At 75.2% G+C, this 14912-nt stretch carries 12 protein-coding genes; 4 read left to right on the top strand and 8 right to left on the bottom strand.

Translation table 11 applies throughout. The features are described from left to right. Positions 1 to 88 precede the first annotated feature (88 nt). Positions 89 to 1288, bottom strand: a complete 1200-nt coding sequence (locus ACWEF6_RS18725) for a cysteine desulfurase-like protein (RefSeq protein WP_449684095.1) — start codon at positions 1286 to 1288, stop codon at positions 89 to 91. Positions 1289 to 1342: 54 nt separating this feature from the next. Beyond that, on the bottom strand, positions 1343 to 1567 hold the full coding sequence (locus tag ACWEF6_RS18720; protein ID WP_449684094.1) for a hypothetical protein: 225 nt from the start codon (positions 1565 to 1567) through the stop codon (positions 1343 to 1345). A 97-nt stretch (positions 1568 to 1664) separates the two neighbouring features. Between ACWEF6_RS18720 and ACWEF6_RS18715 the strand changes: the two genes are divergently transcribed. After that, positions 1665 to 2915 carry a glycosyltransferase 87 family protein gene (locus ACWEF6_RS18715; RefSeq protein ID WP_449684093.1) on the top strand — a complete coding sequence of 417 codons (1251 nt, stop codon included), beginning with the start codon at positions 1665 to 1667 and terminating at the stop codon, positions 2913 to 2915. On the opposite strand, the gene ACWEF6_RS18710 is transcribed toward ACWEF6_RS18715, so the two are convergent. Beyond that, positions 2866 to 3300 carry a DUF4383 domain-containing protein gene (locus ACWEF6_RS18710; protein WP_449684092.1) on the bottom strand — a complete coding sequence of 145 codons (435 nt, stop codon included), beginning with the start codon at positions 3298 to 3300 and terminating at the stop codon, positions 2866 to 2868. The two genes, ACWEF6_RS18715 and ACWEF6_RS18710, sit on opposite strands and share 50 nt — an antisense overlap. Positions 3301 to 3387: 87 nt before the next feature. Between ACWEF6_RS18710 and ACWEF6_RS18705 the strand changes: the two genes are divergently transcribed. After that, positions 3388 to 3849 carry an SRPBCC family protein gene (locus ACWEF6_RS18705; RefSeq protein ID WP_310976164.1) on the top strand — a complete coding sequence of 154 codons (462 nt, stop codon included), beginning with the start codon at positions 3388 to 3390 and terminating at the stop codon, positions 3847 to 3849. Here ACWEF6_RS18705 and ACWEF6_RS18700 read toward each other — a convergent pair. Beyond that, positions 3819 to 5015: an FAD-dependent oxidoreductase gene (locus tag ACWEF6_RS18700; RefSeq protein ID WP_449684091.1), complete on the bottom strand. Its 1197-nt coding sequence runs from the start codon at positions 5013 to 5015 to the stop codon at positions 3819 to 3821. The genes ACWEF6_RS18705 and ACWEF6_RS18700 overlap by 31 nt on opposite strands. Beyond that, on the bottom strand, positions 5012 to 5455 hold the full coding sequence (locus tag ACWEF6_RS18695; RefSeq protein ID WP_449684090.1) for a nitroreductase family deazaflavin-dependent oxidoreductase: 444 nt from the start codon (positions 5453 to 5455) through the stop codon (positions 5012 to 5014). Before ACWEF6_RS18695 ends, ACWEF6_RS18700 begins: the two co-directional genes overlap by 4 nt. 53 nt (positions 5456 to 5508) lie before the next feature. Here ACWEF6_RS18695 and ACWEF6_RS18690 point away from each other — a divergent pair, with 53 nt between their 5' ends. Together ACWEF6_RS18690 and ACWEF6_RS18685 are read left to right on the top strand one after the other, a co-directional pair. After that, on the top strand, positions 5509 to 5967 hold the full coding sequence (locus ACWEF6_RS18690; protein WP_449684089.1) for a MarR family winged helix-turn-helix transcriptional regulator: 459 nt from the start codon (positions 5509 to 5511) through the stop codon (positions 5965 to 5967). Positions 5968 to 5977: 10 nt separating this feature from the next. After that, complete coding sequence (locus tag ACWEF6_RS18685) at positions 5978 to 7474, top strand: cryptochrome/photolyase family protein (protein ID WP_449684088.1); 1497 nt, start codon at positions 5978 to 5980, stop codon at positions 7472 to 7474. Here ACWEF6_RS18685 and ACWEF6_RS18680 read toward each other — a convergent pair. The 3 genes from ACWEF6_RS18680 to ACWEF6_RS18670 are packed head-to-tail and all read right to left on the bottom strand — an operon-like array spanning position 7404 to position 14901. Continuing rightward, positions 7404 to 8933, bottom strand: a complete 1530-nt coding sequence (locus ACWEF6_RS18680) for an MFS transporter (protein ID WP_449684087.1) — start codon at positions 8931 to 8933, stop codon at positions 7404 to 7406. The genes ACWEF6_RS18685 and ACWEF6_RS18680 overlap by 71 nt on opposite strands. Continuing rightward, the gene (locus ACWEF6_RS18675) at positions 8924 to 13195 is read right to left on the bottom strand and encodes a beta-ketoacyl synthase N-terminal-like domain-containing protein (protein WP_449684086.1); all 4272 of its coding nucleotides are present in this window, start codon (positions 13193 to 13195) and stop codon (positions 8924 to 8926) included. Before ACWEF6_RS18675 ends, ACWEF6_RS18680 begins: the two co-directional genes overlap by 10 nt. After that, complete coding sequence (locus ACWEF6_RS18670) at positions 13192 to 14901, bottom strand: fatty acyl-AMP ligase (protein WP_449684085.1); 1710 nt, start codon at positions 14899 to 14901, stop codon at positions 13192 to 13194. Before ACWEF6_RS18670 ends, ACWEF6_RS18675 begins: the two co-directional genes overlap by 4 nt. Between the last annotated feature and the right edge of the window lie 11 nt (positions 14902 to 14912).

Here is a 14912-nt window from a genome sequence, read left to right as displayed (position 1 = left end):
TCGCCCCCCCCCCGCGGGGGGGGGGGGGGGCGGGGGGCGTGGGGGGGGGGGGGGGCGCCGCGGCAAACCCCCCCCCCGCCACCCGTCGTCAGCCGCGCGGGAGCGACGCCACCCCGGCCAGCAGCCGGTCGACGTCGTCCGCCGTGGTGTACGGCGCGATCCCGGCCCGGACCGCCCCGGTGTCACCCAGCCCCAGGTGCCGTGAGCACTCCAGCGCGTAGAAACTCCCCGCCGGAGCGTTCACCCCGTGCGCGCCGAGGTGCTCGTACACCGCCTGCGACGCCACGCCGGCCACCGAGAACAGCACCGTCGGAGTCCGGTGCCGCTCCGGCGCGCCGTACCGCGTGACGTCCGGAAGCGCGGCCAGACCGGCGTCGAGCCGGGCCAGCAGCGCGGTCTCGTGCTCCTCCAGCCCCGCCATCGACTCCTGCAGCCGCGCCCGGCGCGTCCCCGTCCCCGGCACCAGCCCGGCGAGGAAGCCGATCGCCGCGGTCGTGCCCGCCAGCAGCTCGTAGGGCAGCGTGCCCAGCTCGAACCGCTCCGGCACGGCGTTGGTCGAGGGCAGCAGCTTGTCCGGGTGCAGCGTCTCGAGCAGCGCCGGCGCCGCCGCGACCACGCCGAGGTGCGGCCCGAGGAACTTGTACGGCGAGCACGCGTAGAAGTCGGCCCCGAGCGCCGTGATGTCCACCAGAGCGTGCGGGGTCAGGTGGACGCCGTCGACATAGAGCAGCGCGCCCGCGTCGTGTACCTGCGCCGCGATCGCCGGGATGTCCGGCCGGGTGCCGAGCAGGTTCGACGCCGCCGTCACCGCGACCAGCCGCGTCCGCTCCGACAGCAGCGCGCCGATCGGCGCGAGTTCACCGGTGGCCGGGTCGAAGTCCAACCAGCGCACGGTGGCCCCGGCCGCCGCCGCGGCCTGGACCCACGGGCGGATGTTGGCGTCGTGGTCGAGGCGGGTCACCACGACTTCGTCGCCCGGGCCCCACTTCTGGGACAGCGTCCGGGAGAAGTCGTAGGTCAGCTGCGTCATGCTGCGGCCGAAGACGACACCCGCCGGGTCGGCGGCGAGCAGGTCGGCCACGGCGTCGCGGGCTTCGGTGACGACCGCGCTCGCCCGCCGTTCGGCCGCGGTGACGACGCCGCGGTTGGCGATCGCCGCGCACAGCGTGCCGGCCACCGCTTCCCCGACGACGGCGGGGACCTGCGAGCCACCCGGTCCGTCGAAGTGGGCCGCGCCGCCGTCGAGGGCGGGGAAGTGCGCTCGGATCGTCTGAACGTCGTAGGTCACGCCGCCAGCATGCCGAACGGTGGCCACCGGCCTCAAGATCCCCTGGTCGGGAAGTCAGCGCCCCCGGTTGCGCGGGTGCTCCCGCGCCCGGCGTTCGTTGCCGTGCTTGTAGTTGCCCGTCACCTTGGCCATCAGCAGCTGCTGGTCGTCGCCGCGGGCCACCGCGGCCAGGAAGCGGGCGGCCGCGGTCCCACGCAGTGTCCCCGCGGGCCGGCCGCGGTGGGTGATGGTCACGGTGCCGTGCTCGTCGCGGTAGGCGAAGCCCTCCGGTGTCCCCATGCGCCCCAGGGTGACACGGGCGGCAACCGGTTTTCCCCGGGTCGGATCCGGGGGGTTCCCGGATGGTGCCCGGGCCCGGACCCGACAGAATGCGAGGATGACCGGAGGGGGAGCGGGGCTGCGGGCCCGGCTGGGGAACAGGTACGTGCTGCTCGGCGCGCAAGTGCTCGTGCTGGTGGCGGTGCTCGTGTCGTACAACGGCGGCCGGTGGCGGTTCCCCGCCTACCGCGTCGACCTCGACGTCTACCGGCTCGGCTCGTCGGCGCTGCTGCACGGCCAAGCGCTGTACGGCACGCTGCCGCCCACCGGCGACGGCCAGTTCCTGCTCTTCACCTACCCGCCGTTCGCGGCGATCGTGCTGGCCCCGCTGGCGGTGCTGCCGTACTGGGCCGCCTGCCTCGCGCTCACCCTGCTGACCCTCGGGGTCCTGGCGGCGGTCCTGGTGACCGTGCTGCGTGCGCTCGGCGCGCGCTGCGACTGGCGGCGCGTGGTGACGCTGCTGCTGGCCGCCGAAGTGCTGGAGCCGGTGCTGCGCACGCTGTACGCCGGTCAGATCGACCTGCTGCTGCTCGCGCTGGTCGTGCTGGACGTCCTGGTGGACCACCCGCGCTGGCCGCGTGGCCTGCTGATCGGCCTCGCCGCCGCGGTCAAGCTGACCCCGGCGGTGTTCCTGCTGTACTTCCTGCTCCGCCGCGACACGCGGGCCGCGGTGACCGCCGGGGTGACGTTCCTGGCCGCGACGGCGCTGGGGTTCCTGCTCGCCGGCACCGACTCGGTGCGGTACTGGACGGGCGCGCTGTGGGACACCGGCCGCGTCGGCGAGCCGACCTACGCCGGCGACCAGTCGCTGCTCGGGCTGCTGGCCAGGGCCGGGGTGCCGGCGGAGGCGCGGACGGCGTGGTGGCTGCCGCTGGTGGCGGTGGTGCTCGCCCTGACGGCGTGGGGCGTGCGGCGTGCGCTGGCGGCGGGGGAGCCGACGATCGCGCTCGGCCTGAACGCCCTCGGCGGGCTGCTGGTCTCGCCGATCTCGTGGACCCACCACTGGGTGTGGGCGGTGTTGGTCCTGCTCGGCTGGGCGGAGCTGGCCCGCCGCACGCGACGGCGCGGGTTCGCCGTCCTGGCCGGGACGGGCACGGTGCTCTTCGTCGCCGGGCCGCAGTGGTGGTGGCCGCGCGGCGGGGAGGTGGAGCGGCACTGGAACTTCGTCCAGCAGCTCACCGGCAACGGCTATGTCCTGTACGGACTCGCGGTCCTGCTCACCGCGGCGCTGGTGCGGTTCCCGCGCCGGGACGGCCTGGTCAGCGACGTCGTGCCGGCCCACGCCGGAGCCAGCCCGCTCCCAGGATGAACATCGCCGTGCCGAGCGCCAGGTCGAAGCAGATGCCGGCGGTGTTCCACGGCAGCGTGTCGGTGACCGCCGACGGGAGCGGGAGCAGCCCGGCGAAACCGGCCACGACGTAGCAGACACCGGCGGCGACCAGGAACCGCGCGGCCCACCGCGACGAGCGCGTGCAGAACACCGCGGCGGCCCCGGTCAGCAGGTGCACCAGCGTCCACACCCCGGACACGGCGAGCACGCCGAACAGCACGCGCGGCCCGCCGCCGTCCGCGACCCCGGACATCAGCTCCAGCGCGGCGAGGACGAGGAACAGCAGGCCGATCAGCATGCCCATGCCCTGAACGGGGGCGGGGCCCCGCCGGGGTGCCCGGGTCTCGGGTTCGGTGGCCGTCATGGTTCCTGGGTTCCCCGCGCGAACCCTTTTAATGCACCGCATCCGGGGTATCCGGGCACGATCCGGACGCCGACGAGGAGTGACACGATGACCGAGTACCGCCACAGCGCGACCGCCGACATCCCCGCGGACGAGCTGTTCGCCTTCTTGAGCCACCCCGAAAACCTGCCGCGGTACTTCCCGGAGATGAAGGTCGCCGAGCCGAAGGGCGGCGACAGCGTCCACGTCGAGGCCGAGGTGCACGGCGAACGCGTGGCCAGCGAGGCGTGGCTGCACACCGACCCGGCGACGAGGTCGCTGACGTGGGGCGCCGAGGGCCCCGACGACTACCACGGCGAACTCCGCATCCGCGACGACGGCCCGGCGTCCTCGGAGATCACCGTGACGCTGCACAGCGTCCGCGAAGCCGACGGCGACGAGGTCCAGCAGGGCCTGGAACGCACGATCGCGGCGATGACGCACGCCGCGTCGTCCGACGCCGACGTCGAAGCCGCCGAAGGCCAGGGCGGCTGGACCTCCTACGACGACAAGAGGGACACGTCCAGCTGAGGCGGGAACGGCCCGTAGGCGTTGCCGCGGGCGCCGCGGGCGCGCACGGCCGGCACGGCGAACAGGTACTTGAGCAGCTTCGGCGGGGCGGCGCCGCGCCCGCGGGCCCGCGCGGCGGCCGCCCGCCGCTCGACCCGCACCTGGTCGGCCTGCACCCGCTCGATCGCGCGGATCCGGTCGGCCTGGACTCCGGCGAGGTCCGCGGGGGTGACACCGCCGCGCCGGAAGGCGGGGACCAGCCGGTTCGCCGCGGCGACGGCGTCCTGGACCGCCATCAGGATGCCGTTGCCGCCGACCGGCGAGATGACGTGCGCGGCGTCGCCGAGGAGCAGCAGGCCCGGCCGGGACCAGTGGTCCACCCGCGAGATGTCCACCGACAGCAGCGTCGTCTGGGAGAAGTCCGCAAGCAGGTGAGCGCGGTCGGCCAGCCACGGCACGCGCTCGCGCACGAACGCCCGGATCGGCTCGACCCCGCGTTCGCGCAACGCCGGGTACGAGCCCTTTTCGATGCTGTAGCCGACCTGCCAGTCGCGGACGCCGCCGAGGATGCCGACGTAGGCTTCGCGCCCGAAGTACAGGTCGAGGTCCGCGTCCGGCGGGTCGCCGGGGGAGCGGGGCAGCCGGAACCAGAGCAGATCGGTGGTCGCGCCGAGCGACCGGGCTTCGAGCCCGGCCAGCCGGCGCACGGTGGAGAACCGGCCGTCGGCGCCGACGACGACGGACGCGGCGAGCTCGCCGCCGCGGTGGCGGACGCCGGTCACCATGCCGTCGTCTTCGAGCAGCCCGGTGACCTTGGCGCCGGTCCGCAACATGAAGGACGGCAGCGCGCTCGCCCGCTCGGCGAGGAAGTCGAGGAACCGCACCTGGGGCATCAGGGCGATGTAGCCGAACGGTGTTCGGAGGCGGTCGTAGTCGGCGGCGCGGTAGACGCCGTCCGGGGTGTGGAAGCGGAACGAGCGCGCCTTGAAGTGGTCGAGCTCCAGCAGGTCGCCGGCCAGGCCGAGGCGGTCGAGCAGTTCGAGGGTGTAGGGGTGCAGCGAGTCGCCGCGGAAATCGCGGTCGAAGTCCGACCGCGATTCGAGCACGGTGACCTCGATCCCGGCCCGGGCCAGCAGGTAGCCGAGCAGCAGCCCGCCAGGCCCGCCGCCGGCGATCGCCACGCTCATGCCGTGTCCACCGTGGAGAGACGGAACACCGCCATGGCGGGCAGGTGCTCCAGGATCTGCGCTCGAGTCGCGTCCTGGGGGACCGGGAACGCCCGGATCGCCCACGGCACCGACATCGCGGCCAGGTAGGCGGCGACGACCGCGGCTGCTTCCTCGCCGCCGGTCTCGTCGGCCCGCCGGTCTTCGCGCCGGCCGTGGGACAGCAGCGCGCACACCGGCGTGGCCAGGAGGTTCTCCACCCAGTCGCGGTCGCGGACGGGGGAGACGAGGTACTGCCCGCCGTCGTGCGCGACCACCGCGAGCGGGACGCGCCTCGGCTCGCCGGTGCGGCGGCCGCGCGTCTCGACGACGCGCAGCGCGTACCCGCCGTCCGGTGGGGCCTCGGCGGGGGCGTCGATCAGCTTCGCGGTCATTTCGGCGTTCATCGCTCGGACATCCACGGTTCCACGGTAGCAAAACTCGCTAGATTGTCTAGCTAACTTAGAATGACCAGGTGGAAGACATCCCCGTCGCGCTCCGGGTGAACCTCGCGCTGCGCGAGCTCCTGGCGCTCGCCCACGACGTGCAGATCGCCCTGGCCCGGCGGCTCGGCCTCGGCGCGACCGACGTGCAGGCGTTGCAGCACCTCGCCGCCGGCACGCCGATGGGCACGGTCGACCTCGCGCACGCGCTGAAGATCCGGTCCGCGTCGGCGACGGTGCTGGTCGACCGGCTCGAAGCGGCCGGCCACGTCCGTCGCGGCCCGCACCCGCGCGACGGACGGCGGGTCACCCTCGTCGTCAGCGAGGCGGCCCGCGCCGAAGTCCGGGCCGCACTGGCCCCGCTCGTCGACGCCATCACCCGGTTGACGGACGGCTTGCCACCCGGGCAGGCGGAGGTGGTGGCGCAGTTCCTCGGCGACACCACGGAGATCCTCTGTGCTTACGCTGCGGAGCCGCCGGAAGCGGGTTAGCGTTCCGCGCATGCGAGACGAGCCCGCGCTGTGGCTGTTCGCCGACCAGCTCGGGCCTCACTTCCACAGCACACCCGAGCACCGCGATCGAGACGTGCTGCTGATCCGGTCGGCCGCCGCCTTCGCTGCGAAACCGTTCCACCGGCAGAAACTGCACCTGGTCCAGGCGGCGCTGTACCGGCTCGCCGCCGACCTCGGCGACCGCGTCACCCTGATCGACGCGCCCGACTACCGCACCGGCCTGCGGCGCTTCGGGCGGCCGGTCGTGGTGCACGAGCCGACGTCGCACGCGGCCGACGCCTTCGTCCGGCGGCTGCGCGACGAAGGCGCCGTCACGGAGATCGTGCCCACGCCCGGCTTCTTGCTGTCCAAAGAGGACTTCGCCGCCTGGGCGGCCGGGCGGACGCGGTTCGTCATGGAGGACTTCTACCGCGACCAGCGCCGGAAGTTCGGCGTGCTGCTCGAAGCCGACGGCGAACCCGAAGGCGGGCACTGGAACTACGACCACGACAACCGGCAGCCGCCGCCGAAGACCACCCGGCTCGGCGTCCCGGCGCCGTGGCACCCGCGCGAAAACGAGCTCGACAACCGGGTCCGCGCCGAACTCGACGCGGCCGAGCGCGCCGGGAAGATCCGCCCGGTCGGTGTGGACGGGCCGCGGCAGTTCGCCGTCGGGCACGACGAAGCGAACCGGGCGCTGCGCCGGTTCCTCGACCACCGGCTCTCCTCGTTCGGGCCGCACCAGGACGCGATGCTGACCCACGACTGGGCGATGGCGCACGCCCTGCTGTCGGTGCCGCTGAACCTCGGGCTGCTCGACCCGCGCGACGTCGTCCGGCGGGCCGAAGACCGGTACCGGGCGGGGGAGGCGCCGCTGAGCAGCGTCGAAGGGTTCGTCCGGCAGGTGCTCGGCTGGCGCGAATGGGTGTGGCACCTCTACTGGCACCAAGGGCCGGACTACCTGCGCCGCAACGCGCTGCAGGCCCGCCGCGCACTGCCGGAGTGGTGGCGCTCGCTCGACGCCGACGCGGTCGAAGCGGCGTGCCTGCGCACCGCGCTGGCCGGAGTTCGCGACCGCGGCTACGCCCACCACATCGAACGCCTCATGGTCCTCGGCAACCACGGGCTCCAGCGCGGCTACGACCCGGCCGCGCTGACCCGCTGGTTCGCGACGGCCTTCGTCGACGGCTTCCCCTGGGTGATGCCGGCGAACGTGATCGGCATGAGCCAGTACGCCGATGGCGGGCTCGTCGCGACCAAGCCGTATGCCGCCGGCGGCGCCTACATCAACCGGATGAGCGACCACTGCGGCGGCTGCGTCTTCGACCCGAAGAAGCGGACCGGGCCGGACGCGTGCCCGTTCACCGCGGGGTACTGGGCGTTCCTGGACCGGAACGCCGAGCGGCTGCGCGGCAACCACCGGATGCGCCGGCCCCTCAGCGGGCTCGAACGGCTCGCCGATCGCGCCGAGGTCGTCGCCCACGAGGCCGAGCGCGAGCACTTCTGATCGTATAACGACCTATACGCCTCGCGACGATCGAAAAAATCGTCGCGAGGATGAACAAGCCACACGCAACGAACGCGGCGGCCTGCACACTCTCGGTGCAGGCCGCCCGGGCAGCCGCGAGGAGCTCGGCCGCCTGCGCAAGGCCGTGCGACGCCGTTTGTGCTTGGGCCGGTCCGGCGGAAGCCAGGCGTTTCACGGACTCGGGCACGCCGGGCGGCAGCACCAGGTGCGTCGCGTAGACGGCGGCCGCCAGGGAGCCGAACGCCGTCGTGCCCAGGCCCGCACCCAGCTCGTAGCCGGTCTTCTCGACCGCCGCCGCGCCTCCGGCCCGGTCCGGCGGCGCGGCGGACAGGAGCGTGTCCGTGCTCGACGTCAGCGCGAGGGCCATGCCCAAGCCCGAGCCGGCGAGCGCGCCGCCGAGCCACCACGGCGACGGCAGGCCGCCCGCCGCCGGGATGCCGAGGGAGGCGGCCGCCAGGGCGAATCCCGCCGTGCGGACGGGGGTGTTGCCGTACCGCTCCAGCAGGGCCGGAGCCACCACGCTGCCGGCCGCCGACGCGCCGAGGACGAGCAGCAGCCGCGCCGCCGCGGCCGTCGGGGAGAGGCCGAGCACCACCTGGAGGTACTGGGCGAGCAGGAGGCCCAGTCCGACGAGGGTGCTCATCACCAGCAGCACCCCGCCGGCCGCGCCGGGGACGCCCGGCCGCCGGAAGAGGCCCAGGTCCAGCAGGGGAGTGGCCGCCCGCCGCTGGCGGCGCACGAAGAGCACGAGGAGGACGCACCCGGCCGCCCCCGCGACGAAGCCGCCCCCCGACGGCCCGACGGCGAAGGCGATGCCGAGCACGCCACCGGCCGCGAGCACCGCGCTGGGCGCGTCCCACGGCTCGCGCCCGGGCGGGCTGCGCGGCAGCCACCGCAGCGCCGCCACCACGGCGGCCAGGATGACCGGCGGGTTGACCAGGAACGTCGCCCGCCAGCCCCACGCCTCGACGAGCAGCCCGCCGAGGACCGGCCCGAACACCGAACCGGTCCCGGCGATGCCGCTGCACACCGCGATCGCCGTGCGCCGCCGCCGTCGGTCCGGGAACAGTTCCCGCAGCAGCGACATCGTCACCGGCATGATCAGCGCGCCGCCGACGCCGAGCGCGGCACGGGCGGCGAGCAGGGCGGGGACGCCGGGGGCGAGGGCGCAGCCGAGCGACGCCAGCCCGAACACCGCATAGCCGGTGACGAGCACGCGCCGCCGTCCGAAGCGGTCGCCGAGCGTGCCGGACGGCAGGAGCAGCGGGGCCGCGGTGAGCGGGTAGATCGCCACGATCCACACCTGGGCGGCCGCGCCGGGCCGCAGCTGCCGGACGAGGTCGGGCAGCGCGACGTGCAGCACGGTCGCGTCCACCGCGACCAGGAAGAGGCCGGCGCCGAGCACGGCCAGCAGCGGCCCGGTCCGGGTCACGGCCACAGCTCGTCCGCCAGGTGCCGAGCGACGACGTCGACGTGCGGCGGGTCGACGATCGAGAGGTGGTGTGCCGGGACGGGGACGATCTCGAGCCGCGGGCACAGCCCGCCCCACCCGGCGTCGGGGTCGGTGCGGGAGTAGCGCGGTTCCATCGCGAGCCCGGCGGCGTACGGTTCGGTGGCCCGGTACAGCACCACGCGGCCGGCGTAGGGCGGCGGTGTCCCGCGTTCGGCGGCCAGGGTGTCCAAAAAGGACTGTCGCTGGTGGCGGAGGACGCCGGGGCTCAGCAACCCGGCTTCGGCCACCCGCTGCATGGTGAGTTCGATCTGCTCTTCTTCGGGCAGGGGCGCGAGTTCGTCGTGGCCGAGCCGGACGGTCCGGCCGTAGGTGCCTTCGACGTAGCCGGTGAAGCGCAGGAACCGCCGGGCCGACGACGCGCGCGGGTCGAGGTCCGGTTCGGGCAGCGGCAGCATGGTGTCGATGAGGGCGACGAGCTCGACCGGTTCGCCCTCGCCGGCGAGCCGGGCGGCGAGGCCGTAGGCGAGGGCGCCGCCGAAGGACCAGCCGGCGAGGCGGTAGGGCCCGTGGGGGAGGCGGGCCCGGACGAGCGGGAGGAGCCGGTCGACGCGGTCTTCGATGCTGGTGCCGGGCACGCGTTCGAAGCCGAGGCAGGGGATCCCGGCGGGGAGCCGGTCCAGCAGCGGGCGGTAGACGGTGCAGGTGCTGCCGCCGGGGTGGAACAGCAGGAGAGGGGCGGTGCCGGCGTCGCCGGGCTTGAGCAGGTGCACGTCTTCGCGCGTGTCGAGCAGGGCCCGCGCGACGTCGGCGACGGCGGCGAGCGAGTCGTGCCGGAGGAGCTCCGCGGCGTCGACGGGGGTGTCGAGTTCGGTGGCGAGGCTGCCGGCGAGCAGCCGCGCGAGGCGGTGCGGGTCGGCGGTTCCGGTGAGGCGGACGTGCGGGCCGGCGTCGGTGCCGGTGTGCTGCCGCCACAGCCGCAGGACGAGCCGATCGGCGGCGTCCCAGGCCCGGCCGCGGGCCGGAGGTTCGTCGCCCCGGGGGACGAGGTCCCGGTTGAGGTCGGCGAGGGTGGCCCCGCGCAGCACGGCGGCGGCATCGGGTTCGGCGCCGAGTTCCCGGCGGACGGCTTCGCGGATCCGGTTCGCCATGAGCGAGTCGAGCCCGAGGTCGACGAGCGGCACGTCGGGGTCGAGGCGGTCCGGGGCGAGCCCCATGACGGCCGCGACGATCCGGGTGAGCCGATCACCGTCGGGTTCGGGTTCGGCCGGTGGCTGAGCGGCGGGTCGGGTGTCGCCAGGCGGTGCCGCGGGTCCCGCGGCGGTTCTGGCCGGCGGGTGAGCGGGCCGGGTCTCGCCGGGCGTTGCTGCGGGCCGGGGCGCCTCGTCCGCGTCGGTGTACCAGTGCCGCTCGTGGCGCCAGGGCATCGGTGGCACGTCTGTGAGGCGGGCGTCGTCGTCCGGGGTGGTCAGGGTGATGCGGGTGCCCGCGCAGTAGAGCGTTGCCGCCGCGGCCGCGAATGCCCGGATCTCGTCCTGGCCGCGGCGCAGGGTGCCGGTCACCACCGCGTCGGCGATTCCGGCCGCCTCGAGCGTCCTGGCCAGCGAGCCGCGCAGGATCGGGTGGGGGGAGACCTCGACGAAAACGCGGTGCCCGTCCGCGGCCGCCGCGGCGGCCGCCTGCCGGAAGCGGACCGGGCGGCGCAGGTGCGCGGCCCAGTAGCCGGCGTCGAAGTCCGGGAGCTCGCGCGGGTCCGTCAGCACCGTGTCGTACCAGGGCACCAACGGCCGCCGTCCGCCCAGTTCGGCGAGGGTGTCGCGCAGGGCGCCGAGGACGGGCTCGACCCCCGCCGAATGCCCGGCGACCCCGACCGGCAGCCGCCGCGCGCTCCGTCCGGCGGCCTCGAGGTCGGCGACGAGCCGGTCGAGCAGCACCGCGTCCCCGGCGACCGTCAGCTGCCCCGGAGCGGAATCCACGGCGAGTTCGACGCCGGGGTGCGAGGCGAGCTCGCCGGGTGTCAGTTCGACCGCGGCCATCGCACCGCCGGTGCCGATCGTGCCCAGCAGGCGGGCGCGGGTGGCGACCAGGTGGACGGCCTCGTCGGCGGTCAGCACCCCACCCACGACGGCGGCCGCGGCGGACCCGAGCGAGTGCCCGAGGACGGCGGCGGGCCGCACCCCGAGCGCCTCCCACCGCGCGGCCAGCGCGACCTGCGTCCCGAAGATCACCAGCTGCGTCTCGGCGAGGGACCCGGGAGCGGCGCCGGTGAGCAGCGACCGGAGTGATCGCCCGGCGTGTTCGGTGAAGGGATCGCCGAGCTTGTCGACCTGGGCGGCGAAGGCGGGTTCGGTGGCCAGGAGCCGGCGGCCCATCCCGGCCCACTGCGACCCGTGCCCGGAGAAGACGAAGACGGGCCCCTCCCCGCCGACGGCGGAACCGGCGAAGGCCCCGGCGGGCAGCGGATCGGCCCCGTCCCCGACGGCCCGCAGCAATGCGGCGAGCTCCCCGTGATCGGCGGCGACGAAGGCGGCCCGGTGCGGGCCGGAGTTGTCGCGCCGGAAGAGGGTGTGGGTGACGTCGGCGAGGGAGCTCCGCCGCCCGGCGGGGGAGTCCAGCCAGCCGGCGAGCTGGGCGGCCCGCTCGGCGAGCCGGTCGCGCGTCCGGGCCGACAGCAGCCCGATCCGGACACCGCCGGTGCCGCGCCGGGCCGCAGCACCACCGTGCGGCAGCCTGCTCTCGCAAGCCGGTTCCGGTGCGGCCGCTTCCTCCAGCACCACGTGCGCGTTCGTCCCGCCGAACCCGAACGCCGACACCCCCGCCGTCGCGCGGCCGGCGTGGCGGGGCCACGGTGTCGGCTTCGTGACCACCTTCAACCCCAGTGCGCCGAACGCGATGTGCGGGTTCGGCGCACCGAAGTGCAGCTGCGGCGGCAGGACTCCGTGCGTCATCGCCAGGACCACCTTGATCAGCCCGGCGATGCCCGCCGCCGCCTCGGTGTGGGCGATGTTCGTCTTCACCGAGCCGATCAGCAGCGGTGCCTCCGCCGCGCGGCCGGTGCCCAGCACCGCTCCCAGCGCACTCGCCTCGATCGGGTCGCCCAGCAGCGTGCCCGTTCCGTGCGCCTCCACGTAGTCCACAGTGGACGGCTCGACGCCGCGGTAGGCGTCCCGCAGCATCGACTGCTGGGCCAGCGGGTTCGGTGCGGCCAGGCCGTGGGACCGGCCGTCGGAGTTGACCGCCGAGGCGCGGATCACCGCGAGCACGCGGTCGCCGTCGCATTCGGCGTCGGCCAGGCGCTTGAGCACCACGACGCCGCAGCCCTCGGCTCGCGCGATGCCGTCCGCCGCCGCCGAGAACGTCTTGCAGCGGCCGTCCTCCGCGAGCAGGCCCGCCGCCGCGAAGGCCGCCGTCGGGCCCGGGAGCAGCATGAGGTTGACCCCCGCCGCCAGCGCCAGGTCCGCGTCGCCGTCGCGCAGGGCGCGCACCGCGTGGTGCACCGCGACCAGCGACGACGAGCACGCCGTGTCCACCGCCATGCTCGGCCCGCGCAGGTCGTAGACGTACGACAGCCGGTTGGCCGCGATGCTGCCCGCCGCGCCCGTGGCCGTCCACAGGTCCGGTGCGCCGCCGGTCATCGTGAGGTGGCCGTAGTCGTGGGTCGCAATCCCGGTGAACACGCCCGTCCGGCTGCCGCGCAGGGACGCCGGGGCGAGGCCGGCGTGCTCCAGCGCCGCCCACGTGACCTCCAGGAGCATGCGCTGCTGCGGGTCCATCGTCGCCGCTTCGCGGGGGGTGATGCCGAAGTGCTCGGCGTCGAACCCGGCGACGTCGTCGAGGAACCCGCCGAGCACCGGCGCGGCCTCGGCGCTCCAGCGGCCCGGCGGCGCGGTGCGGACGGCGTCCCGTCCGCTGCTCAGCAGGTCCCAGAACGCCTCGGGCCCGTCCGCGCCGGGGAACCGGCAGCCCAGGCCGATGACGGCGACCGGGTCGGTCCGGCGGCGGTCGGTGCTCGGCTGGGCCTCGGGCTCGGCCTCACCGGTGAGGCTGCGGACGAGGTGGTCGATGGTCGGGCTTTCCCACAGCAGCGTCGCCGGCAGCCGGCGGCCGAGCCGGTCTTCGAGGTCGGCGGCGATGCCGACGGCCTGGCGGGAGGACAGGCCGTAGTCGCCGAGCGGCCGGTCGGGCTCGGCCGGGACGCCGGTGTGCTCGGCGACGGTGTCCAGGAGCCAGCGGCGGAGGGTGTCGCTCATCGCGCCAATGCCTTTCCGTAGTCGCCGGCGAGGTAGCGGTCGCGGCAGGCGGCGCGGGCGATCTTGCCGCTGGACGTGCGCGGGACCCGCCCGGGCGGCACGAGCAGCACGTCCCTCAGCGCGAGGCCGTGCGCGTCGGAGATCAGCCGCCGGATCGCGGCGGCGAGCGCGCGTTCGGCGAGTTCGGCCAGGTCCGCGTGGCCGCGGTGTTCGGCGACCACGACGACGGCCTCGGTGTCGGGGCCCGCCACGGCGAAGGCGGCGACGCTGCCCGGGCGGATCCCGGGGTCGGCCGACGCGGCGGTCGCTTCGACGTCCTGGGGGTAGTGGTTGCGTCCGTCGACGATGATCAGGTCCTTGATCCGGCCGGCGATGTAGAGCTCGCCGTCGTGGCGGACGCCGAGGTCGCCGGTCCGCAGCCAGGGCCCCTCGGGCAGGCCGCCGGCCAGCCGGGCGCCGAAGGTCTCGGTGCTCTCCAGGGGTTTCTGCCAGTACCCGGCGCCGACGTTCGGCCCGTGCACCCAGATTTCGCCGACCGAGCCGTCCGGCAGCACGACGGCGTTGTCCGGGTCGACGAGGGCGACGAGCTGCCCGGCCGGGGCGCCGCAGGCGACGAGCCGGACGCCGTCCGCGGCCGGCCGCGCGGCGCCCGTGGCGAGGGCGTCGCGGTCGAACGTGGTGACGCGCGGGGCCGCGGCGGGGCCGGTGGTGACGAACACGGTGGCCTCGGCCAGGCCGTACGCCGGGCGGGTCATCTCCGGCCGGTACCCGGCGGCCGCGAAGGCGGTGTGGAACCGGTCGACGACGTCCGGGTTGATCGGCTCGGCGCCGTTGACGATCGCGGTGACCCGCCCGAGCCGCAGCCGCGCGCGGTCGGCGTCGCGGATCCGGCTCGCGCAGTAGTGGAAGGCGAAGTTCGGGGCCGCGCTCCAGCTGCCCGCGTGGTCGCCGAGCAGTTCCAGCCAGCGGACCGGCCGCTCGATGAAGGCCAGCGGGTCCATCAGCACCGAGCGCAGGCCGAGCGCGAGTGGCGTGATCAGGCCGAGGACGAGCCCCATGTCGTGGAACAGCGGCAGCCACGAGACCGTGGTCGCCGCGGCCGGGTCGAGGCCGAGACCGCGCACGGCCTGGGTGACGTTGGCGAGCACGTTCGCGTGGGTCAGCACCACGCCGGCCGGGCTGCGGGTCGAACCGGACGTGTACTGCAGGTAGGCGACGTCGTCCGGGGCCGCGGCCGGCGCCGGTCGGGTCCGCGCCGGTTCCGGCCGGTCGATCGCGACGACGGTGACGTCCTGGCCGACGAACGCTTCGACACCCGCGCGGGCGGTCGCGGTGGTCACGACGGCGGACGGCGCGCAGTCGGCGAGGACCGCGGCGAGCCGGCCCGCGTGGCCCGGCAGGCCCGGGTCGAACAGCGGCACCGCGATCGCGCCCGCGGCGATCGCGGCCAGGAACCCGACGACGTAGTCCGGGCCCTGCGGGCAGAGCACGGCGACCCGGTCGCCCGGCGCCACCGGCAGCGCGCCCGCGGCGGTGTCGACGCGCTCGGCCAGTTGCCGCCAGGTCAGGCTGCGGCGCCGCCCGGCGGGGTCGGTGGCGAAGTCGGCGAAGGTGAGGGCGGGCGCGTCGGGGGTGGTCGCCGCCCAGTGGCGCAGGCACGCGGTCAGGGTGTTGCCGCCCACCGCCGGGAAGTTCTGCTGGGACATGGGTTTCTCCT

The sequence above is a fragment of the Amycolatopsis sp. NPDC004772 genome, assembly GCF_053601215.1.
Note: the sequence above shows the minus strand (reverse complement) of the source record. Positions and strands in the feature narration are given on the sequence as shown.

Excerpts from the sequence above, each read along its gene's own strand:
- ACWEF6_RS18700 (WP_449684091.1), bottom strand. The coding sequence starts at position 5,015 with ATGAGCGTGGCGATCGCCGGCGGCGGGCCTGGCGGGCTGCTGCTCGGC.
- ACWEF6_RS18715 (WP_449684093.1), top strand. The coding sequence starts at position 1,665 with ATGACCGGAGGGGGAGCGGGGCTGCGGGCCCGGCTGGGGAACAGGTAC.
- ACWEF6_RS18710 (WP_449684092.1), bottom strand. The coding sequence starts at position 3,300 with ATGACGGCCACCGAACCCGAGACCCGGGCACCCCGGCGGGGCCCCGCC.
- ACWEF6_RS18705 (WP_310976164.1), top strand. The coding sequence starts at position 3,388 with ATGACCGAGTACCGCCACAGCGCGACCGCCGACATCCCCGCGGACGAG.
- ACWEF6_RS18720 (WP_449684094.1), bottom strand. The coding sequence starts at position 1,567 with ATGGGGACACCGGAGGGCTTCGCCTACCGCGACGAGCACGGCACCGTG.
- ACWEF6_RS18675 (WP_449684086.1), bottom strand. The coding sequence starts at position 13,195 with ATGAGCGACACCCTCCGCCGCTGGCTCCTGGACACCGTCGCCGAGCAC.
- ACWEF6_RS18685 (WP_449684088.1), top strand. The coding sequence starts at position 5,978 with ATGCGAGACGAGCCCGCGCTGTGGCTGTTCGCCGACCAGCTCGGGCCT.
- ACWEF6_RS18670 (WP_449684085.1), bottom strand. The coding sequence starts at position 14,901 with ATGTCCCAGCAGAACTTCCCGGCGGTGGGCGGCAACACCCTGACCGCG.